This window comes from Pseudomonas fluorescens, from assembly GCF_004683905.1.
In the GTDB taxonomy this organism is placed as follows: domain Bacteria; phylum Pseudomonadota; class Gammaproteobacteria; order Pseudomonadales; family Pseudomonadaceae; genus Aquipseudomonas; species Aquipseudomonas putida_A.
This window is the reverse complement of the sequence record NZ_CP038438.1, coordinates 5,920,191-5,940,419: the sequence shown is the minus strand read 5'-3', so window position 1 is coordinate 5,940,419 and position 20,229 is coordinate 5,920,191. Positions and strand designations below refer to the sequence as shown.

At 61.2% G+C, this 20,229-nt stretch carries 17 protein-coding genes and 1 pseudogene; 10 read left to right on the top strand and 8 right to left on the bottom strand.

Features of this window, described 5'->3' with window-relative positions; all coding sequences use genetic code 11:
- Positions 1–7 precede the first annotated feature (7 nt).
- The 3 genes and pseudogenes from E4T63_RS27555 to coaBC form a co-directional block, all read right to left on the bottom strand.
- A pseudogene (locus tag E4T63_RS27555) lies at positions 8–1,384 on the bottom strand (phosphomannomutase/phosphoglucomutase); the annotation flags it as partial.
- Positions 1,385–1,713: 329 nt separating this feature from the next.
- The gene (dut, locus tag E4T63_RS27550) at positions 1,714–2,169 is read right to left on the bottom strand and encodes a dUTP diphosphatase (protein WP_003229483.1); all 456 of its coding nucleotides are present in this window, start codon (positions 2,167–2,169) and stop codon (positions 1,714–1,716) included.
- Positions 2,170–2,174: 5 nt separating this feature from the next.
- Entirely contained in the window at positions 2,175–3,383 is a 1,209-nt protein-coding gene (gene coaBC / locus E4T63_RS27545; protein WP_003229480.1) for a bifunctional phosphopantothenoylcysteine decarboxylase/phosphopantothenate--cysteine ligase CoaBC, read from the bottom strand.
- 136 nt (positions 3,384–3,519) lie between these two features.
- Here coaBC and radC point away from each other — a divergent pair, with 136 nt between their 5' ends.
- Positions 3,520–4,194, top strand: a complete 675-nt coding sequence (gene radC, locus E4T63_RS27540) for a RadC family protein (RefSeq protein WP_098966267.1) — start codon at positions 3,520–3,522, stop codon at positions 4,192–4,194.
- Positions 4,195–4,328: 134 nt separating this feature from the next.
- On the opposite strand, the gene E4T63_RS27535 is transcribed toward radC, so the two are convergent.
- Positions 4,329–5,915 (bottom strand): ABC transporter substrate-binding protein, encoded by a 1,587-nt coding sequence (locus E4T63_RS27535; protein ID WP_135296835.1) that lies wholly within the window; start codon positions 5,913–5,915, stop codon positions 4,329–4,331.
- A 445-nt stretch (positions 5,916–6,360) separates the two neighbouring features.
- On the opposite strand from E4T63_RS27535, the gene rpmB reads away from it, so the two are divergent.
- Both rpmB and rpmG read left to right on the top strand, forming a co-directional pair.
- Complete coding sequence (gene rpmB / locus E4T63_RS27530; protein WP_003229474.1) at positions 6,361–6,594, top strand: 50S ribosomal protein L28; 234 nt, start codon at positions 6,361–6,363, stop codon at positions 6,592–6,594.
- Positions 6,595–6,605: 11 nt separating this feature from the next.
- The gene (rpmG, locus tag E4T63_RS27525; protein ID WP_003177274.1) at positions 6,606–6,761 is read left to right on the top strand and encodes a 50S ribosomal protein L33; all 156 of its coding nucleotides are present in this window, start codon (positions 6,606–6,608) and stop codon (positions 6,759–6,761) included.
- Between the two features lie 207 nt (positions 6,762–6,968).
- Here rpmG and E4T63_RS27520 read toward each other — a convergent pair whose 3' ends face one another.
- Complete coding sequence (locus E4T63_RS27520; protein WP_097089496.1) at positions 6,969–7,331, bottom strand: cupin domain-containing protein; 363 nt, start codon at positions 7,329–7,331, stop codon at positions 6,969–6,971.
- A 234-nt stretch (positions 7,332–7,565) separates the two neighbouring features.
- Here E4T63_RS27520 and E4T63_RS27515 point away from each other — a divergent pair, with 234 nt between their 5' ends.
- Complete coding sequence (locus E4T63_RS27515; RefSeq protein WP_047596781.1) at positions 7,566–9,059, top strand: aldehyde dehydrogenase; 1,494 nt, start codon at positions 7,566–7,568, stop codon at positions 9,057–9,059.
- A gap of 244 nt (positions 9,060–9,303) precedes the next feature.
- A complete protein-coding gene (locus E4T63_RS27510; RefSeq protein ID WP_098966265.1) occupies positions 9,304–10,449 on the top strand; it encodes an MFS transporter in 1,146 nt (381 codons plus the stop codon).
- Between the two features lie 139 nt (positions 10,450–10,588).
- On the opposite strand, the gene E4T63_RS27505 is transcribed toward E4T63_RS27510, so the two are convergent.
- Complete coding sequence (locus E4T63_RS27505) at positions 10,589–12,139, bottom strand: phospholipase D family protein (protein WP_432431699.1); 1,551 nt, start codon at positions 12,137–12,139, stop codon at positions 10,589–10,591.
- Between the two features lie 312 nt (positions 12,140–12,451).
- Here E4T63_RS27505 and E4T63_RS27500 point away from each other — a divergent pair, with 312 nt between their 5' ends.
- From E4T63_RS27500 to E4T63_RS27485, 4 genes are all read left to right on the top strand, one after another.
- On the top strand, positions 12,452–13,102 hold the full coding sequence (locus E4T63_RS27500; RefSeq protein WP_098966262.1) for a DUF1120 domain-containing protein: 651 nt from the start codon (positions 12,452–12,454) through the stop codon (positions 13,100–13,102).
- Between the two features lie 87 nt (positions 13,103–13,189).
- Complete coding sequence (locus tag E4T63_RS27495; RefSeq protein ID WP_103368151.1) at positions 13,190–13,903, top strand: fimbria/pilus chaperone family protein; 714 nt, start codon at positions 13,190–13,192, stop codon at positions 13,901–13,903.
- Positions 13,903–16,332 carry a fimbria/pilus outer membrane usher protein gene (locus tag E4T63_RS27490; RefSeq protein WP_135296833.1) on the top strand — a complete coding sequence of 810 codons (2,430 nt, stop codon included), beginning with the start codon at positions 13,903–13,905 and terminating at the stop codon, positions 16,330–16,332. The genes E4T63_RS27495 and E4T63_RS27490 overlap by 1 nt, the downstream gene beginning before the upstream one ends.
- The gene (locus E4T63_RS27485; protein ID WP_135296832.1) at positions 16,329–16,859 is read left to right on the top strand and encodes a hypothetical protein; all 531 of its coding nucleotides are present in this window, start codon (positions 16,329–16,331) and stop codon (positions 16,857–16,859) included. The genes E4T63_RS27490 and E4T63_RS27485 overlap by 4 nt, the downstream gene beginning before the upstream one ends.
- Here the strand turns inward: E4T63_RS27485 and E4T63_RS27480 are convergent, their stop codons facing one another.
- Complete coding sequence (locus E4T63_RS27480; protein WP_135296831.1) at positions 16,860–18,278, bottom strand: PLP-dependent aminotransferase family protein; 1,419 nt, start codon at positions 18,276–18,278, stop codon at positions 16,860–16,862.
- A 179-nt stretch (positions 18,279–18,457) separates the two neighbouring features.
- Between E4T63_RS27480 and E4T63_RS27475 the strand changes: the two genes are divergently transcribed.
- Positions 18,458–18,703, top strand: a complete 246-nt coding sequence (locus tag E4T63_RS27475) for a DUF1127 domain-containing protein (RefSeq protein ID WP_027610423.1) — start codon at positions 18,458–18,460, stop codon at positions 18,701–18,703.
- A gap of 132 nt (positions 18,704–18,835) precedes the next feature.
- Here the strand turns inward: E4T63_RS27475 and E4T63_RS27470 are convergent, their stop codons facing one another.
- The gene (locus E4T63_RS27470) at positions 18,836–20,146 is read right to left on the bottom strand and encodes an NAD(P)/FAD-dependent oxidoreductase (RefSeq protein ID WP_134784979.1); all 1,311 of its coding nucleotides are present in this window, start codon (positions 20,144–20,146) and stop codon (positions 18,836–18,838) included.
- Positions 20,147–20,229 lie beyond the last annotated feature (83 nt).

Here is a 20,229-nt window from a genome sequence, read left to right as displayed (position 1 = left end):
GGGTGAATCAGAACGGTAGTTGGAGATCAGGTGCAACGCGTTTCAGTTGGGCGTGGAACACAGCCTTGATACGCGCAAGTTCTGCCTCGTCATCGGCCTCGAAACGCAGCACCAGCACCGGTGTGGTGTTGGAGGCGCGCACCAGGCCCCAGCCTTTGGCGTAATCGACTCGCACGCCGTCGATGGTGGTCAGGTCGGCGCCTGCGCCCCACTGTGCGTCGTGCAGTGCATCAATGATGCTGAATTTGCTCTCTTCGGTCACATGGATATTGATTTCCGGCGTAGAAATATCGTTCGGGAAGGTCGCAAACAGCTCTTCGGCGGTGGATTTTTCCTTGCTGAGGATCTCCAGCAGCCGTGCGGCGCTGTAGATGCCGTCGTCGAAACCGAACCAGCGCTCCTTGAAGAAGATGTGGCCGCTCATCTCACCGGCCAATAGAGCACCGGATTGTTTCATTTTCTTTTTGATCAACGAGTGACCGGTCTTCCACATTAGCGGGCGACCGCCGTATTCCTTGATTAGCGGCACCAGACGGCGGGTGCATTTGACGTCGAAGATGATTTCCGCGTCCGGGTTGCGCGCCACCACGTCGCGGGCGAACAGCATCAGCAGGCGATCCGGGTAGACGATGCTGCCAGTATTGGTCACCACGCCGACGCGGTCGCCGTCACCGTCGAAGGCCAGACCGAGGTCGGCATTGGTTTCCTTGACCTTGGCGATCAGGTCGACGAGGTTCTCGGGCTTGCCCGGGTCCGGGTGGTGGTTGGGGAAGTTGCCGTCGACTTCGCAGAACAGCGGGATGACTTCGCAGTTCAGCGCTTCGATCAGTTGCGGGGCAATCACGCCGGCCGCGCCGTTACCGCAGTCGACCACGACTTTCATGCGGCGGGCCAGTTTGACGTCCTTGACGATTTCGGTGGTGTAGCGGTCAAGGATTTCGACCTGGGTCACGCTGCCCTGACCGCTGGTCAGGTCATTGGTCTTGATGCGCTCGTGCAGCACCTGGATCTGCTCGTTGGCCAGGGTGTCGCCGGCGATCACGATCTTGAAGCCGTTGTAGTTCGACGGGTTGTGGCTGCCGGTGAGCATTACCCCCGACTTGCCAGCCAGCACGTTGGCCGCGTAATACAGCGCCGGTGTCGGCACCAGGCCGACGTCGCTGACGTGGCAGCCGCTCTCGGCGATACCGCGGATCAGTTCTGCAACCAGCTCCGGGCCGGACAGGCGACCGTCGCGACCGACGGAAACATTCGGTTCACCTTGGGCCAGGCTCTGTGAGCCGATGGCGCGACCGATCCAGTAAGCGGTTTCGGCATTGAGGAATTCCGGCACGGTGCCGCGAATGTCATAGGCGCGGAAGATGCTGTCGGGAAGCTTCGGGGCGATCTTGGCGGGGGTGCTCATCTGCACAAATGCTCCATCTCGAAAGTGGCGGGACACACCGACGATTCACTCGGCGGCAGGCTCAAACTGAAGGGTATGACGGCGTTTTCCGCAGAGAGTTCGTGGTGTGAAAGGGCCATGACGCCTCGGCTGGCGTGGCCTGCGGCCGGCAAAACCTTGATTTTCGGTGCTAAAACCTGCTGCCGAAAAAGCACAAATTTTGTGGTGAGGGGATTTATCCCCGATGGCTGCGCAGCAGATCCAAAAGCCTTGGGGCCGCTTCGCAGCCCATCGGGGATAAATCCCCTCGCCACAATAATATTTCAGGGTTATTTAGTGCCGGTATGGCCAAATCCGCCCGCGCCGCGTTCGGTTTCGACGAACTCTTCAACCATTTCGAAATGCGCCTGCACCACCGGCACCAACACCAGTTGCGCCAGACGCTCGCCGACGGTCATGGTGAAGTCGCTCTGGCCACGGTTCCAGCAGGACACCATCAGCGGGCCCTGATAATCCGAGTCGATCAGGCCAACGAGGTTGCCCAGCACGATGCCGTGCTTATGGCCCATGCCCGAGCGCGGCAGGATCAGGGCGGCGAGGTTCGGGTCGCCGATGTAAACCGACAGACCGGTTGGGATCAGCACGGTTTCACCTGGCTTGATCACGATGTCCTGTTCCAGCATGGCGCGCAGGTCGAGGCCGGCGGAGCCTGGGGTGGCGTATTGCGGCAGCGGGAATTCGGTACCGATGCGTGGGTCGAGGATCTTGGCTTGCAAAGCGTGCATGTAAATTAAACCTGGTTCAGACGTTCGGCGATAAAAGTGACCAGTTGGCGAGCGATCTTGCTCTTGCTGGTCTGGGCGAAAACAGTGGCATGAAGCTCACGGTCGATCACGCTGCAGGCGTTTTCTTCGCTGTTGAAACCGATGCTCGGGTTGGCGACGTCGTTGGCGACGATCAGGTCGAGATTCTTGTCTTTCAGCTTGCGTGCAGCGTAGTCGAGCAGGTGTTCGGTCTCGGCGGCGAAGCCGACACTGAACGGGCGGTCGGGGCGGGTCGCGATGGTGGCCAGGATGTCCGGGTTACGCACCATTTGCAGGACGAAGCCGTCGCCGCTTGTAGGGTCTTTCTTGAGTTTTTGCGGGGCAACCACTTCCGGACGGTAGTCCGCCACCGCTGCCGAGGCGATGAACACATCACACGGGATGGCCGATTCGCACGCTGCAAGCATGTCGCGGGCACTGACCACATCGATGCGCGTGACGCGATCCGGCGTCGGCAGGTGCACCGGGCCGCTGATCAGGGTCACGCGGGCGCCGGCTTCCACCGCGGCTTCGGCCAGAGCGAAGCCCATTTTCCCGGAGCTGTGGTTGGTGATGTAGCGCACCGGGTCGATGTTTTCCTGGGTCGGGCCGGCGGTGATCACCACGTGCTTGCCGGTCAGCGCCTGACGCTGGAAGCAGTCCGCCGCGCACTGCGCCAGATCGGTGGCTTCCATCATCCGGCCCATGCCGACGTCGCCGCAGGCCTGGCTGCCAGAGGCCGGGCCGAAAGTCTTCAGGCCACGGCTTTCAAGGAGTTGCAGGTTGGCCTGGGTTGCCGGATCGCGCCACATCGCCTGATTCATTGCTGGCGCGACGGCCACCACGGCGTCGGTAGCAAGAACCAAAGTGGTCAGCAAATCATTGGCGATGCCTTGGGCCAAACGGGCGATCAGGTCGGCGGTGGCCGGGGCGATCAACACCAGATCGGCCCATTTGGCCAGTTCGATGTGGCCCATCGCCGCTTCGGCGGCCGGGTCGAGCAAGTCGAGGTGAACCGGGTGCCCGGACAGGGCCTGCATGGTCAGCGGGGTGATGAACTCGGCGCCGCCATGGGTCATGACCACACGCACTTCGGCGCCCTGGTCGATCAGGCGACGAACCAGATCGGCGCTCTTGTAGGCCGCAATGCCGCCGCCGACGCCCAGAACGATGCGTTTCCGATACAGCCGCTGCATAGGTCTGCCTTTACATTTCGTGGGTGACATACGTGGCGAAACCCCCTCCCCAGGGTGAATTCGCCCGCAAAAAAGATGGGCTACGATATCACAGCGACCGCTACGGAACAGCGGTGCCCACAGACAAGGAAGGTGTATGAGTATTCGCGATTGGCCTGCGGCGGAGCGGCCGCGGGAGAAGCTGCTTGAACAGGGCTCGGGAAGTCTTTCGGACGCCGAGTTGCTGGCGATTTTTCTTCGAACCGGGGTCACGGGAAAAAGCGCGGTGGATCTGGCGCGACACCTGTTGACGCAATTCGGCAGCCTGCGCGCGTTGCTGGAGGCCGATCTTGCGGCGTTCAGCGGACAGTTGGGATTGGGGCCTGCGAAATTCGCGCAGTTGCAGGCGGTGCTGGAAATGGGGCGGCGACACCTGGCCGAGCGCATGCGTAAAAAACCGGCGCTGGAGAATCCGCAGGCAGTTCGGGACTATCTGAAATCCATGCTGCGCCACGAGCCACACGAGGTGTTTGGCTGCCTGTTTCTCGATTCCAAGCATCAGGTGCTGACGTTCGAGGCACTGTTTCGCGGCTCGATCGATAACACCAGCGTGCATCCTCGGGAAGTGGTGAAACGCTCATTGGCCAACAACGCGGCGGCGGTGATTCTCTGCCACAACCACCCGTCGGGGAACAGCGATCCGAGCCAGGCGGACCGCCAACTGACCAAGCGCTTGCAGAAGGCTCTGGACCTGATTGATGTACGGGTGCTGGATCACTTCATCATTGGCGACGGCGAGCCGCTGTCGATGGCGGAGTGTGGCTGGATGTAGCTTTCAACAACAAACACCAACCCCTGTGGGAGCGGGCTTGCTCGCGAAGGCGGTGTGTCAGTCAATAAGAGTTTGGCTGATCCGACGCCTTCGCGAGCAAGCCCGCTCCCACAGGTGAATTGTGTTGTGACGGGTTATTTCAGGGTGACCTTCGAGTAGTCCTGCCGCCCGAACGGGCTGACGGAATAACCCTGCACATCCTTGCGCGTCAGCGCATAGGCGGTCGGGTGCGCCAGTGGCAGCCACAGCGCCTGCTGCTGAATCTGCGCCTGTGCCTGTTCGTAAAGTTTGGTGCGCACGCCTTGCTCACTGGTGGTCTTGCCGGCGCTGATCAACTTGTCCAGGTCGGCATTGCAGTAGCGGGCGAAGTTGGTGCCGGATTTGACCGCCGCGCAGGAAAACTGCGGCGTGAGGAAGTTATCCGGGTCGCCGTTGTCGCCGGCCCAGCCCATGAACAGCAGGTCATGCTCGCCAGCCTTGGCGCGGCGAATCAGCTCGCCCCACTCGATCACGCGGATTTCCGCCTGAATGCCGATTTCCGCCAGATCCGATTGCAGCAACTGCGCGCCCAGACTCGGGTTCGGGTTGAGCAGACTGCCGGACGGACGCGTCCAGATGGTGGTCTGGAAGCCGTCCTTGAGTCCGGCCTTGGCCAGCAACGCCTTGGCTTTGGCCACGTCGTGCGGATAGCCCGGCAGGTTCTTCGCGTAGCTCCAGGTGTTCGGCGGGTAAGGGCCATTGGCGGGTTCGGCGGTGTCTTCGAACACGGCTTTGACGTAGTTGGCCTTGTCGAAGGCGAGGTTGATCGCCTGGCGCACTTCTGGTTTGTCCAGTGGTGGGTGCTGGCTGTTGATGCCGACGAAAGCGGTCATGAAGGCGTCAGTCTTTTCTACTTTCAGCGTCGGCTCTTCCTGCGCAGCCTTCACGTCCAGCGGTTTTGGCGACAGGGCGATCTGGCACTCGTTGCGCCGCAGCTTTTGCAGGCGCACGTTGGCGTCCGGGGTGATGGCGAAGATCAGCGGGTCGACCGCCGGCTTGCCGCCGAAATAGTCCGGGTTGGCCTTGTAGCGCACCGAGGCGTCTTTCTGAAAGCGCGTGAACACGAACGGACCGGTGCCGATCGGCTGGCTGTTGAGCTTGTCGGTGGCGTCGGCCTTGAGCAGCTTGTCGGCGTATTCGGCGGAATAGATGGAGGCGAAGCCCATGCTCAGGGTCGCGAGGAACGTCGAGTCCGGGTGGTCGAGGGTAAAGCGCACGGTCAGCGGGTCAAGCGCGTCGATCTTCTTGATCAGCGCCGGCAACTGCATGGACTGGGCGTGCGGGAAGCCGCTTTGCGCCACTTTGTGCCATGGGTTGGCTGGATCGAGCATGCGATCGAAGCTGAATTTGACGTCTTCGGCGCTCAGGGTACGGGTCGGCTTGAAATAGTCAGTGCTGTGAAACTTCACCTGCGGGTGCAGCTTGAACACATAAGTCAGGCCGTCGGTGCTGACTTCCCAGCTGTCGGCCAGGCTCGGCACGACTTTGCCGCTGGCGGTGTCGAAGTCGACCAGGCGATTCATCAGCACATCGGCCGAGGCATTGGTGGTGGTCAGCGAGTTGTATTGCACCACGTCGAACCCTTCAGGGCTGGCCTCGGTGCACACGCTCAGGGCGGCAGCCTGGGCCAGGGGGCTCAGCAGAAGCGGGGCGAGCAACAGGGGTAGGGCAGCGAGGCGCATGGTCGGCTTCCTTTACAGATCGAAGGCCATCTGCAGGTGCAGTCTGGAAAAGGGTTACCCTAGAGGGCTGGATTGCAAATGACTATCCCCTTTTTGCATTTTTGGGGCAGCCCAGTGACGTTTTTCAGACCGCGGTGCACGAGGAAAAGTCGGAAACGTCTGTTAGAGCGGTTTTCTGCGACGAGTGGTCAAAACTCGCCTCAGCCTTTATCCAAAGCGTCTGCAGGCGGAAAATGCGCCTTTTTACCGGTCGATTGCACATCCATTGTTGTTGCACCCCGGTCTTTCTGGTATAAAGCAGCGCTCTTTTCTAGGGGCCCGGTTCCTTCACTGTAGGTGTAGCCGGTAAGACCTCTAAAGAAACGCGGCGCCTGGCGCCAAATGACTGAGAGATTAAGCGGCCAACCCATGCCGGGTTGGGCATGTGGTTTTAGAGGGCTGAGGCATGTCGAGAGTATGTCAAGTTACCGGTAAGGGTCCGGTAACCGGGAATAACATTTCCCACGCAAACAACAAAACCCGTCGTCGTTTCCTGCCGAACCTGCAGCATCACCGCTTCTGGGTTGAAGAAGAGAAACGTTTTGTGCGTCTGCGCGTATCTGCCAAAGGCATGCGCATCATCGACAAGCGTGGCATCAGTGTCGTGCTCGCCGAACTTCGCCGCGATGGCAAGATTTAAGGGAGCTAATCATGCGTGAATTGATTCGTTTGATCTCGAGCGCCGGTACTGGTCACTTCTACACTACCGACAAGAACAAGCGTACTACCCCGGACAAAATCGAGATCAAGAAATATGATCCGGTTGTTCGCAAGCACGTGATCTACAAGGAAGGCAAAATCAAGTAATTGATTTTTCCCGACTTACGAAAAAGGCCCGTATCGTGAGATGCGGGCCTTTTTTGTTGCCTCGGATTTCTGCGGTATCCGGCCGGGCCTCATCGCTGGCAAGCCAGCTCCCACAATGATCGTCGGTAGGCACAAAATTTGTGTTCACCACAAAACCTGTGGGAGCTGGCTTGCCAGCGATGGGGCCGGATCAGCCAGCGAAAATCCTCAGGCCTTCTGTTCGAAGATCACATAGATCTTGCGGCAAGCCTCCAGCACTTCCCAGGTACCACGGAAACCGGCCGGAATCACAAAGCGGTCGCCAACACGCAAGGTCTTGGCATTTCCATCGCTGTCACGCAGCACCGAAACCCCTTGCAGGATTTCGCAGTATTCATGCTCGGTGTAGTTCACCGTCCACTGCCCGACCGCACCTTCCCACACGCCAACACCCATTTGCCCACAAGGGCTGTCGTACTGATTGAACACCGCTTGCTCGGGATCGCCCTTGAGCACTTTGGCCGGGTCCGGGCGATAGCGTTCGGCTTCGCTGCTGGTCAGGCTGATATCGACGACGTTCTGGATGTTCATTGTTGTTTTCTCCCGTGATGACGGCGCGGTGGCTTGAAAGGGCCAAAGTCTATGTTTATTAAAATGAACACCGCAAGGGCGTATGGCGCGCTTATGTCAAATATATTGAAACAACCCCGGCCGCTGGTTTAGGGTGGCGGGTGCCTTGGGCCGAAAAGCAGGCTGGCCGGGCAGCATTCCTGAAGACGTCCGCGAAGAACGCGGCGCTCTATTCAACAAGAGGAGGACACTCGAATGACCACCCTGACTCGTGCCGATTGGGAACAACGTGCTCGCGACCTGAAGATCGAAGGCCGCGCCTACCTCAACGGTGAATACACCGACGCCGTCTCCGGCGAAACCTTCGAGTGCATCAGCCCGGTCGATGGCCGTCTGCTGGGCAAGATCGCCAGCTGTGACGCCGCCGACGCCCAACGCGCCGTGGAAAACGCCCGCGCCACCTTCAATTCCGGCGTGTGGTCGCGCCTGGCGCCGACCAAACGCAAAGCCACCATGATTCGTTTCGCCAGCTTGCTCAAGCAGCACGCTGAAGAACTGGCGCTGCTCGAAACCCTCGACATGGGTAAGCCGATCAGCGATTCGCTGTACATCGACGTACCGGGCGCGGCGCAAGCGCTGAGCTGGAGCGGTGAGGCAATCGACAAGATCTACGACGAAGTCGCCGCCACTCCGCATGATCAATTGGGTCTGGTGACCCGCGAGCCGGTGGGCGTGGTCGGCGCCATCGTGCCGTGGAACTTCCCGTTGATGATGGCCTGCTGGAAACTCGGCCCGGCGCTGTCGACCGGTAACTCGGTGATCCTCAAACCGTCGGAAAAATCCCCGCTGACCGCCATCCGCATCGCTGCGCTTGCGGTTGAGGCCGGCATTCCGAAAGGCGTGCTCAACGTGTTGCCGGGCTACGGCCACACCGTCGGCAAGGCGCTGGCGCTGCACAATGACGTCGACACGCTGGTGTTCACCGGTTCGACCAAGATCGCCAAGCAGCTGATGATCTACTCCGGCGAATCGAACATGAAGCGCGTGTGGCTGGAAGCTGGCGGCAAGAGCCCGAATATCGTCTTCGCCGATGCGCCGGACCTGCAAGCCGCTGCCGAATCCGCCGCCAGCGCCATCGCCTTCAACCAGGGCGAAGTCTGCACCGCCGGTTCGCGTCTGCTGGTCGAACGCTCGATCAAGGACAAATTCCTGCCGATGGTGATCGAGGCGCTGAAAGCCTGGAAGCCGGGCAATCCGCTGGACCCGGCAACCAATGTCGGTGCGCTGGTCGATACCCAACAGATGAACACCGTGCTGTCGTACATCGAATCCGGTCACACCGACGGCGCCAAACTGGTGGCGGGCGGCAAGCGCATCCTCCAGGAAACCGGTGGCACTTACGTCGAGCCGACGATTTTCGACGGCGTGAGCAACGCGATGAAGATCGCTCAGGAAGAGATTTTCGGCCCGGTGCTGTCGGTCATCGCCTTCGATACCGCCGAAGAAGCGATCCAGATCGCCAACGACACGCCGTACGGCCTGGCCGCTGCGGTATGGACTCAGGACATCTCCAAGGCGCACCTGACTGCCAAAGCACTGCGCGCCGGCAGCGTGTGGGTCAACCAGTACGACGGCGGCGACATGACCGCACCGTTCGGCGGCTTCAAGCAGTCGGGCAACGGTCGCGACAAGTCGCTGCACGCGTTCGACAAATACACCGAGCTGAAGGCGACGTGGATCAAGCTGTAAGCCGTTAGCGGGAGCCTGATTCGTTCAGGCTTTCGAACTTACGGAGATCCCCTGTGGGAGCAAGTCTCTGTGGTGAGGGGATTTATCCCCGATCGGCTGCGAAGCAGTCGCAAAACCAGTGCATGCGAGGGTGCAGGTTTTGAGGTCGCTGCGCGACCTGTCGGGGATGAATCCCCTCACCACAGGGTTTGCTCCCACATTTGATTTTGTGGCGCACATAAGAATATCCACAGGAGCGTGGACCATGCGTTGGGCGACGTATTTCGCCGTGTTGGCGTCTGTCTTGAGTGTCGGCCTGGCCCTGGGGGTCAGCATGCCGCTGGTGTCGTTGCGTCTGGAGAGCTGGGGTTACGGCTCTTTCGCCATCGGCGTGATGGCGGCGATGCCGGCGATTGGCGTATTGCTGGGCGCGAAGATTTCCAGTCATCTGGCGGCACGTTTCGGCACCGCGAACCTCATGCGTCTTTGCCTGTGGGCCGGGGCGTTGTCGATCGGCTTGCTCGCGCTGTTGCCGAGTTATCCGGTCTGGCTGGTGCTGCGCCTGATGATCGGGGTGATCCTGACCATCGTATTCATCCTCGGCGAGAGCTGGATCAATCAACTGGTCGTCGAACACTGGCGCGGTCGTCTCGTCGCTCTGTATGGCAGCAGCTACGCGCTGAGCCAACTGTCTGGTCCGCTGCTGCTGGGTGCGCTAGGCACTGAGCACGATTATGGTTTCTGGGTCGGTGTCGGGCTGCTGACAGTCTCGCCATTGCTGTTGATGGGCCGCAGCGGTGCGCCGAGCAGTGAAGCCAGCAGTGTGACGTTCAGCGATCTGTGGGGTTTTGCCCGGGAGCTGCCGGCGATTGCCTGGGCGGTGTCACTGTTCGCCGCGTTCGAAGCGATGATCCTCACGCTGTTGCCGGTGTATTGCCTGCAACAGGGCTTCACCGCCGAGATTGCGTTGGCGATGGTCAGCACGGTGGTGGTCGGCGACGCACTGTTGCAACTGCCGATCGGCGCGCTGGCAGATTACCTGTCGCGGCGCACGTTGTTCGCCGGTTGCGCAGTGATCCTGATGCTGTCGAGTCTGGCGATTCCGCTGTTGATCGACACGCTGCTGATCTGGCCGTTGTGGGTGTTGTTCGGCGCCAGTGCCGGTGGCCTGTTCACCTTGTCACTGATTCTGATCGGCGAGCGTTATCGCGACGATGCGCTGGTGCGGGCCAATGCGCACATTGCGCAGCTGTGGGGTGTGGGCTGTCTGATCGGGCCGTTGCTGGCGGGGGCGGGCAGTCAGTGGATCAGCGGGCATGCGTTGCCGTTGTTGATGGCGGCGGGGGCGTTTGGATTGGTGATTCTACTGATGCGTCAAGGGGCATTCGGCACAGTGGCCGAGCCTGCTTAAGTCAGCTCTTAAAGCGAAAGAATTCTTGTGGTGAGGGAGCTTGCTCCCGCTGGGCTGCGCAGCGGCCCCAAAGACTTCGTGAGCGCTGCGCACTCAGGCGGGAGCAAGCTCCCTCGCCACAAATGAGTTTTCAATTCGACTACAGCATCCGCTCCAGGCCGACAGTGGTGCTGAACCACGCGTTGAAGCGCCGCCACCAACTCCCCGGTTCCTTGCTCAGCGTGTGCATCTGACCATTGTCCTCGGTCACCCAGACGATCTCGCCATCCTGCAGTTTCGCCTGATAACTCAGGGCCGGCGCCATGCCTTGCAGCGCCAGTTCGCGCACGTGTTCGGCCAGTTCCGGGCTGTCCACCAGCACCCCGACTTCGGTGTTCCACAGCACTGAGCGCGGATCGAAGTTGAATGAGCCGATAAACGCTTTCTGCCGATCGAAAATCATCGCCTTGCTGTGCAGGCTGGAATCCGAACCACGGAAAGACTTGCTGTAAAACAGGTGCGGGCCACTGCCATAGTTATCCCCAGGCTGACGGCGCAGCTCATACAGTTTTACCCCGTGCTCCAGCAGCGCCTTGCGATACGGCGCATAACCGCCGTGCACCGCCGGCACATCAGTGGCTTCCAGCGAGTTGGTCAGCAGGCTCACCGAGACCCCGGCGTCGGCGCGCCCGGTCAGGTACACCAGCCCCGGCTGGCCGGGCACAAAGTACGCCGAGATCATGATCAGCTCTTTGCTGACGCCGCGCAGCTCCGGCGCCAGTTGCGTGGTCAGCAGCAGTTGCGGGTCCGGTTCGTCCTTGGCCAGCACTTTGCTCGGCGCATCCCACAGCGCCTGGTTCCAGGCCCAGATCAGTTCCTTGCGCCAGATGTCCATGCGTGGCGCGGTCTTGAACGTCATCAACTGTTGATACAGCGCGTGATTCTGTTTACGGGTTTCATCCAGCGACTCTTCCAGGCGCGTGCGGGTGTTTTGCAGGTCTTTGATGCTCGGTTTGCTGGAGAGGAATTCATTGATCGGCTTGCTCAGCGCGCTGTTCCAGTACTGGTCGAAACTGTGCCCGAGTTGCTCGGCCACCGGGCCGACGCTGAGCATGTCGATGTCGGTGAAATTCAGATTCGGCTCGGCATCGAAATACTCGTCGCCCAGATTGCGCCCGCCAACGATGGCCACGCTGTTGTCCGCCAGGAACAGTTTGTTGTGCATACGCCGGTGTTGCAGCGACAGGTTGAACAGGCGTCCGGCGGCGCGGGTCACGCCGGTGCTGCGGCCCAGGTGCAGCGGATTGAACAGGCGGATCTGGATCTGTGGATGCGCCGCCAGCGTGGCGATGATCGTGTCGAGGCCGTCGCTGGTGGTGTCGTCGAGCAGGATGCGTACGCGCACGCCGCGGTCGGCGGCCTTGAGCAGTTCTTCCACCAGCATCCGCGTGCTGACGCCGTCATGGACGATGTAGTACTGCAAGTCGAGGCTGGTTTGCGCATTGCGAATCAGCTCGGCGCGGGCGGTGAAGGCTTCTGTGCTGTTGGACAGCAAGCGGAAGCCGGAACGGCCCTGCCAGGGCGCTGCCTGGGTCTGAATCGAGCGACCGAATGCGGAGCCCGCGGCCGGCAACGCCTGGCTGGGTTCGCGCGGCGCATCGAGGGTGGCGCAACCACTGGCCAACGAGCACAACACACAGACAGCGAGCAATTTTTTTCCGGGTCGCACGTTGCTTTCTCGGCTGGAGGCAGGGGGTGACGGAGTATGGCACGCAGAGGATTTCCAAGACCGTTTCCGGCGGATCCTCGCCACACTGTGTAAACAATTAGTCGTTCAAAAGTAGGAATGAGTTCGCCTGTGGTTTTGGACTATTTGTTTTGTTGTTTTTTCAGCTCTTGGTCGGCGCCGATTCCTACATACGGATCCTGCAAAAAACGAAATCATCGCCCCGGTGTTCAGCGTCTTGTGAAGGCAATGCGCTGAACAACTGCCATTGATCAATAACCGATGAAGTAGGGACTGATGAAAAAAACAACATGGATGGCAGCCGTCGCGGCTGCAGTATTACCCACCCTGGTGGTCGCCGAGAGCGTGGATCTGAGCGTGATCGGAACCATTATTCCGACCTCGTGCATCCCTGCATTTGCCGGTGGCGGCACGGTAGATTTGCGCAAGATATCCGCAGCCACCCTGAACAAGACCACGCAGACGCTGCTGCCGACCCACGACATTTCGCTGCACATCAACTGTGATGCAGAGGCATCGGTCGAGGTGTCGGTCAGAGACAATCGTACAGCCACCAAATTGCCGGGCATCAACGATGGTGCCGGTAATAACGATCCGGCTTTGTTCTACGGCCTGGGTGAAATCAACGGCATCCGTATCGGCGGATTTGCGCTGCGTCACGGTCGTCCGGAAGCCGACGGTGCGCCGCAGACTCTGATGACACGCACTCTGGCAGCACCGGCGTGGCAACTGCCTGCTTCGCCGCTGGTGGGCAATGCCCCGGCGCTCTACTCATGGGGTTCCGGCGTGGCAGCTGGCCCGGTCGCGGCCCGTCACCACGGGTTTCCGATGAGCCTGTTGCCGATCATCGGCCCGAGCAACGCGCTGCCGATCACCAGCGAGATCCCGCTCGATGGCTCGGTGACCTTCGAGATGTTCTACCTCTGATCGTCAGAACCCGGCCATTACCGGGTTCTTTCAGGTTCATTCAGCGCGCCCTTTGCCGGGTGCGCTGCCCCCTGCGGAGCAATACCGATGCCGATTTCAATGTGCCGCCCAGGCTTGCGGGCGTTGCCACTGTGCCTGCTCGTCTTGATTTTGATGCCCGGGGTTCACGCTGCCGGAATGGTGCCGCAAACCCCTGTGCTGGTGGTGGATGAGGGTGTCGGTGAAGCGACGATGAATGTGCGAAACACCGAAACGCGTCCGGCCCTGCTGCACACCACGGTCGAAAATATCGAGCCGCACGATCAACAGCTGTTGCTGTTCAGTCCGCCGATTGCCCGTGTCGAGCCTGGTGCGGTGCAGCAGGTACGGTTCATGTTGCAGAGCGCCGAACCATTGCAGACCGAGCGTCTGAAACGGGTGATTTTTGAGGGGATCAATCCTGTGGCAGGTGTCGACGGTGCCCGGGTCAATCTGGGTGTTCGGCAAAACCTGCCGGTGATCCTGCGCCCCGCCGGTCTGCCAGTGGAGCGCGAGCCATGGAAACGCCTGAGCTGGTCAGCCACGGCTGAAGGTTTGCTGGTCAGTAATCCCAGTCCTTACGTGGTGCGCCTGGCTAAAGCGATTGTTCCGCTGCCGGGCACGCAGGCGGTGGATCTGCCGCGTACCTGGATCCTGCCAGGGGAGCGCCTGTCTGTCGGCTTGCCGTTGAACGTAACAGTGCGAACCATGGCAGTGCGGATCTTTCCGGCGACCACATATGGCTTTGCGGTCGATCACTTTGATGCCCCGGTTACGCACTGATGCGCACGTGTGCCCGTCAGGGACTGGCACTGCTGATGGCGAATGCGATCGGCATGACGATGGCCAGTGAAGGGGTGGAATTCGATGCGCAGGTGCTTCGCGAGCGCGGGCTCGACCCCGCATTGGCTGAGTACTTTCGCCAGGCACCGCGTTTCTCCCAAGGCACATGGCTGGTCGCGCTTGAGGTCAATGGACAGCCACGGGGGCGGGTGTTCGTGACATTCAATGAACAGGGCGAGCCGTGCCTGCAACCGGCCTTGCTCAAGGCTGCTGGTGTGCGCGCGCAAGCGGCTTTGCCCCCCGTTCAACCGCAGCAGTGCCTGACGCTGGGCGAAGGTCTGCCAGCGTCCACCGTTGCATTGCATCCCGGCAAGGAACAGATCGACCTGCTGCTGCCGACGGACCTGTTGGCATTGCCGGAATTTCAGCCACGCAGTTTCGCCAATGGCGGAGTGGGCGGCGTGTTCAACTACGATGTTTTGGTCATGGGCAGCCAGCACGAGGGGCAACGTAGCGATTTTCGCAGGCTGGGTTCGGAGTTCGGCCTGAATGCCGGCAACTGGGTCTTGCGCAGTCGCCAGTCCTATACGCAGTTGCCCGACAGCACGCGTTTCGAGCATCTGTATGCCTATGGCACGCGCACTCTGGAAGCTTACGAAGCCAACGTGCAGATCGGCCAGTTGAACTTGCAGTCGCCATTGTTCGCCGGCGAATCGTTCAACGGAGTGCAGATTCTGCCGGAAGGTGCGTTCGCGCAAATGCGCGCAGCACAGGAGGGTGCACGTGGCGAGGTCGAGGGCATTGCCTGGTCGCCATCGCGAATCGAAGTCCGGCAGAACGGCGTGCTGATCTACACCACACTGGTTCCCGGCGGCCCCTTCACCTTGCGCGCGCTGCCGTTGTTGAGCAACCAGCTCGACCTCGAAGTCAGCGTGCACGAGCAGGAAGGGCAAGTGCGGCGTTTTCGCGTCCCGGCAGCCAGCCTGCAGGATCCACAATTCGATCGCGCCGACGGCTTCAATCTGGCGCTTGGCACGGTGCGACGCCAGGGTTCGGATGATCGTCAGGCGCCGTCATTTGCCACCCTTGGCCGGGAGTGGAGTCTGTCACGAGCGTTGCGCGTGAGCGGCGGGTTCCTCGGTGGGGCGGATTATCTGTCGGCAGGCTGGGGGCTGCAGCGTCAATGGCCGGGCAATCTGAGCACCGGTGTGCGCCAGGTGCTGTCCAGCGATCGAGACACAGGCATTGCAGGTCATGAGGTGCAAATGACCGTCAGTGCCGTGTTGTCGCCGAATCTGTCCACCAGTGTGGTTGCGGTGCACCGTGGCCAGGGCTTTCGCAGCCTGTCGGACACCGGTTGGAGCCAGCAGCAGGGACGGGCCGACGCCTCCGGGCGCGATCACTGGACATTTTCGCTCAACGGTACTGTCGAGCGCTGGGGGGCATTCGGCATGACCTGGTCGCGCTACTCCAGCGTGGACGAGCCACCCAACATGCGCCTGGGATTGTCCTGGTCGCAGACACTGCCCGCGCGCATCAGCCTGTCGTTGAGTCTGGAGCGGGGGATCGGCGATGCCGACGCGAGGCGACGGGGCACCTCGGTCTATCTGACGGCCGGGATGCCATTGGGCGATCAGCGCAGGGCTCGCAGCTACCTGCGCAGCGATCCGCGATCCGGGATGCGCCGTGGCGTGTCGATGAGCGAAGTGCTCAGTGAAACCCTGGCCTATAGCGCCAGTGCCGAACAGCGTGAAGCTGCGGCGCCATCGCTGGGTTTGCGGGTCAACGCACTGGCGCATTACACCAGTCTGGATCTGGGCCTGAACCAGCGAGCCGGGGCAAGCGAATTCGACCTGGGGCTGCGCGGCGGCATGGCGTTGCATCGCGACGGTGTGACGCTGTCGCCGTATCCGCTGCGCGAGACCTTTGCCGTGCTCAAGGCTGGCGACCGTGCGGGTCTGAAGCTGTACACGCCGCAAGGCCCGGTGTGGACGGATGGATTGGGCCGGGCGGTGGTGGCGAGTTTGCCGGCCTATTCCACAGCCCGGCTGGAAGTCGATCCGTTGAGTTTGCCGCGCAACGTCGAGGTGCTCGACGGTTATCAGGAGGTCGAGGCCGGGCGTGGCTCGGTTCAGCATATGGATTTTTCCATCACCCGCGTGCGGCGTGTGCTGTTGAAGGCCAGGACGCTTGACCGGCAATGGTTGCCCAGTGGCCTCGCCGTACAGAACGGGCAAGGCGAATACGTGACCACGGTGCTTGAGGCCGGGGCGATCTTTCTGCCGGACATCAAACCCGGTCAGTCGCTGCGGGTGCAACTGTCGGATAGCGCGCACTGCGACCTGCAATTCAATCTGGCTGAAGCGCCGGACGAGCAAGCATTGATCGAGCCCGTCGACGCGCTCTGTCAGCCTTTGAACCTTACATGACCGAGTTATTGCGCATGCATCGATGGATTGTCCTGATCACGCTGGCATCGTTGGCATCGACCTCGGTCATGGCCAGCGAGGCCTGCCAGATGACACTCTCACCGAGCGCTGTGGACTATGGCGTTTCGACGCGGGCGGAGCTGCTCGCCCGGCCATCGGGCAATGAAGGCAGTTTTGGTGTGCGCACGGTTCATCTACGGATTCAATGTCCGGCTGCGCGCGCCATCAGGTGGAACTTTGCTGCTCCGAGCAGCGATGCGCTGCATTACCGCTGGGCACCGGGACGGTTGCAGATACGCATTGTGGCGGCGCGTCTGGATGGCGCGCCGGTGCAATGGCAGCGCGATGATGGCGAGGCGGGCCTGTTGCAGCCTGGCGATCGCATCACCGCATGGCGCGCAGGCAGTATCGCCGCCGGGCGCCATCTGGAGGTGGAGCTGGAAATCGAAGCGCGCGTCAGTGATGCCTCAAGTCGTGTCGCCGACCTTCAGCGATTTGAGGGATTCGGTACGTTTCAGCTGGAATGATCAGGCTTCGGCCAGCAGTTTGATCGCCGCTGCGCCGACCTTGCGCACCGCCTCTTCGATCTGCGGTGTCGGTTTGGCCGCGTAATTCATCCGCAGACAATTGCGGTATTTGCCCGAGGCGGAAAAGATGCTGCCGACGGCAATCTGTACGCCCTGATCGTGCAGCGCGCGATTGAGTTTCAGCGTATCGAAACCCTCCGGCAATTCGACCCACAACATGAAGCTGCCCTGTGGACGACTGGCGCGGGTCCCGACCGGGAAGTAGCGGGTAACCCAGTCGATCATCGCGTCACGATTGCGTTGGTATTGGCTGCGCATCCGCCGCAAGTGCGGTTCGAAATGGCCGCCCTTGAGAAATTCGGCGATGGCGATCTGCGGCTGCGGTGCGGTGGAACCGGTGCTGATGTATTTCATGTGCAGCACCCGTTCCAGATAACGACCCGGCGCGACCCAGCCGATGCGCAGGCCTGGGGCCAAGGTCTTGGAAAACGAGCTGCACAGCAGCACTCGACCATCTTCGTCGAAGGACTTGATCGTGCGCGGACGCGGGTAGGTGTAGGCCAGTTCGCCATACACATCGTCCTCGATGATCGCCACGTCGAAACGCTGCGCCAGCGTCAACAACGCGCGTTTGCGCGCCTCCGGCATGATGTAGCCGAGCGGGTTGTTGCAGTTGGGGGTGATCTGGATGACCTTGATCGGCCATTGCTCCAGCGCCAGTTCCAGCGCTTCGAGGCTGATGCCGGTCAGCGGATCGGTGGGGATCTCCAGAGCTTTCATGCCCAGCCCTTTGAGCGTCTGCATGGCGCCGTGAAAGCTTGGCGAATCCACCGCGACGATGTCGCCCGGCTCGCAGATCGCGTGGATGCTGGTGGACAGTGCTTCGTGGCAACCGGTGGTGATCACCAGGTCGCTGGCGCTCAACTGGCAGCCGGAATCGAGCATCAACCGGGCGATCTGTTCGCGCAGTTCGAGGGTGCCGTGAATGTTGTCGTAATACAGACCGGGCATGTCCTGGCGGCGGCTGATCCGCGCCAGTCCGCGCAGCAGCGGTTTCATGGTGGGCGTGGTCACGTCGGGCATGCCGCGACCCAGTTGCACCACGTCCTTGCGCGGCACCGCGCGAATCAGCTCCAGCACCTGATCCCACTGCGAAATCTCCACCGGCCGCTGCGCCGGCCGCCCGACCGCGGGTAACTCCGGCAGCTCGCGACCCACCGGCACGAAGTAGCCGGACTTGGGTTTCGGCGTTGCCAGACCGCTGTCTTCGAGCATGCGATAGGCCTGTTGCACCGTGCTCAGGCTGACCCCGTGTTCTACGCTCAAGGCGCGCACCGAAGGCAGGCGATCGCCAGGACGGTAGAAGCCTTGTTCGATGCGGGTGCCGAGCAGTTCGGCGAGGTTCACATACAGGGTCATGGCACTGCCTCGATGCAGGTGATTCGTTAAACCAGTACAGATGCAGCAAAAATCGGTAATTCAGTCTCAGGAATGGCAAATCTGTATGGAATTAATACAGATGTGTTGAATCTGTAATGCTTTTGCCGACCCGCGCATCATGGAATCTCTGGCTACCCAAGTAAACAGGAGCAACAAAAATGAACGGCTTGAGCGATGTGCGGCTGACGTTACGCAGTCAGGAACTGGCGGCAGGGCAGGAGGACAGTGCATGGAATAGCGCCATGCGTAACGCGCCATCCGGCCTGAGTCGCTGGGGCCTGTTCTGGCATCGTCTGCACACGCGCAAGGCGCTGTTGAACCTGACACCGGAGCAGCTCAAGGACGTCGGGTTGACCCGAGAGCAGGCAAATGAAGAGGGGTTGAAGCCGTTCTGGCGGATCTGACGTTTTAGCGCCTGTTTCGGCCCCTTCGCGAGCAAGCCCGCTCCCACATTCGACCGTGTTCTCAAGGTGGAGCGCGGTCACTTGTGGGAGCGGGCTTGCTCGCGAAGGCGTATTCAGGGCCTCAAAAAAACATCAGACCAACTCTTTAAGCCGATGCCACAACATCCCCAACGCCAGCAACGGCGAGCGCAAATGCTTGCCGCCGGGGAAGGTGATGTGCGGCACCTTGGCAAACAGATCAAAGCCACCGCTGTGCTGCCCGCTGATCGCCTCGGCGAGCAGCTTGCCCGCCAGGTGCGTGGCATTCACTCCGTGCCCGGAATAGGCCTGGGCGTAATACACGTTCGGTTGATCATTGAGCCTGCCGATCTGTGGCAGACGGTTGGCGCCGATGCCGATCATGCCGCCCCATTGATAGTCGATTTTCACGCCCGCCAGTTGCGGAAACACTTCGAGCATCTTCGGCTGCATGTAGGCGCCGATGTCCTTCGGGTCGCGCCCGGAATAGTGGCAGGCACCGCCGAACAGCAGGCGCCGATCCGCCGAGAGCCGGTAGTAATCCAGCGCCACCCGCTGGTCACAGACCGCCATGTTTTGCGGCAGCAGGCTGTGCGCCAGTTCTTCGGACAGCGGTTCGGTCGCAATGATGTAACTGCCGGCGGGCAGTACTTTGCCGCTGAGTTGCGGATTGAGGTCGTTGAGGTAAGCGTTGCAGCCCAGCACCAGGGTTTTCGCCCGCACTGAACCTTGAGCGGTGTGGACGCGAACTGCGGGGCCGTAATCGATACGCGTCACCGCCGATTGCTCGAACAGCTGCACGCCCAATTGCTGTGCGGCAGCGGCTTCGCCCAGCGCCAGGTTCAGTGGGTGCAGATGCCCGGAACCCATGTCGATCAAGCCGCCGACGTAACGTTTGGAGCCGACCACGGTGTGCATTTCATCGGCTTGCAACAGGCGGGTTTCGTAGCGATAGCCGAGACTGCGCAGCTCTTCGGCATCTTCGGCAAAGCCTTCGAGATCGGCCGGTTTGTTGGCGAGATCGCAGTAGCCCCAAGTCAGATCGCACGGGATCTGGAAACGCTCGACGCGCTGGCGGACGATTTCCACCGCTTCCAGGCCCATCAGTTTCATCTGGCGAACGCCGTCAGCGCCGATGACGTTGCTGAACTGGTCGAGGCCGTGGCCGACCCCGCGAATTAACTGCCCGCCGTTGCGGCCGCTGGCGCCCCAACCGACCCGGTGCGCTTCCAGCAACACCACACTGAGGCCGCGTTCGGCCAATTCCAGCGCGGTGTTCAGCCCCGAGAAGCCGCCGCCGACCACGCACACGTCTGCGCTCAGCTCGCCTTGCAGCACCGGATACTCGGGCTGCGGCAGGCTGCTGGCGGCGTAGTAAGAGGCAACGTGGGGTTGGCTCGCGAAGGTTCGGGCGCGGGCATTCATGGGCATCATCCAACGGCTGGGTGTCGAGAAAATTTGACGGAGCATAAGCCGCACGGCCGAAGACGGGCAACACTGGTCGGCCG

What these genes read in the sequence shown, in the direction of transcription:
- rpmB (WP_003229474.1), top strand. Translation starts at nt 6,361, where the DNA reads ATGTCGAGAGTATGTCAAGTTACCGGTAAGGGTCCGGTAACCGGGAAT.
- E4T63_RS27495 (WP_103368151.1), top strand. Translation starts at nt 13,190, where the DNA reads ATGCCGATTTCAATGTGCCGCCCAGGCTTGCGGGCGTTGCCACTGTGC.
- E4T63_RS27485 (WP_135296832.1), top strand. Translation starts at nt 16,329, where the DNA reads ATGACCGAGTTATTGCGCATGCATCGATGGATTGTCCTGATCACGCTG.
- E4T63_RS27490 (WP_135296833.1), top strand. Translation starts at nt 13,903, where the DNA reads ATGCGCACGTGTGCCCGTCAGGGACTGGCACTGCTGATGGCGAATGCG.
- E4T63_RS27500 (WP_098966262.1), top strand. Translation starts at nt 12,452, where the DNA reads ATGAAAAAAACAACATGGATGGCAGCCGTCGCGGCTGCAGTATTACCC.
- coaBC (WP_003229480.1), bottom strand. Translation starts at nt 3,383, where the DNA reads ATGCAGCGGCTGTATCGGAAACGCATCGTTCTGGGCGTCGGCGGCGGC.
- E4T63_RS27510 (WP_098966265.1), top strand. Translation starts at nt 9,304, where the DNA reads ATGCGTTGGGCGACGTATTTCGCCGTGTTGGCGTCTGTCTTGAGTGTC.
- E4T63_RS27535 (WP_135296835.1), bottom strand. Translation starts at nt 5,915, where the DNA reads ATGCGCCTCGCTGCCCTACCCCTGTTGCTCGCCCCGCTTCTGCTGAGC.
- radC (WP_098966267.1), top strand. Translation starts at nt 3,520, where the DNA reads ATGAGTATTCGCGATTGGCCTGCGGCGGAGCGGCCGCGGGAGAAGCTG.
- dut (WP_003229483.1), bottom strand. Translation starts at nt 2,169, where the DNA reads ATGCACGCTTTGCAAGCCAAGATCCTCGACCCACGCATCGGTACCGAA.
- E4T63_RS27515 (WP_047596781.1), top strand. Translation starts at nt 7,566, where the DNA reads ATGACCACCCTGACTCGTGCCGATTGGGAACAACGTGCTCGCGACCTG.
- E4T63_RS27480 (WP_135296831.1), bottom strand. Translation starts at nt 18,278, where the DNA reads ATGACCCTGTATGTGAACCTCGCCGAACTGCTCGGCACCCGCATCGAA.
- E4T63_RS27520 (WP_097089496.1), bottom strand. Translation starts at nt 7,331, where the DNA reads ATGAACATCCAGAACGTCGTCGATATCAGCCTGACCAGCAGCGAAGCC.
- E4T63_RS27475 (WP_027610423.1), top strand. Translation starts at nt 18,458, where the DNA reads ATGAACGGCTTGAGCGATGTGCGGCTGACGTTACGCAGTCAGGAACTG.
- E4T63_RS27470 (WP_134784979.1), bottom strand. Translation starts at nt 20,146, where the DNA reads ATGAATGCCCGCGCCCGAACCTTCGCGAGCCAACCCCACGTTGCCTCT.
- rpmG (WP_003177274.1), top strand. Translation starts at nt 6,606, where the DNA reads ATGCGTGAATTGATTCGTTTGATCTCGAGCGCCGGTACTGGTCACTTC.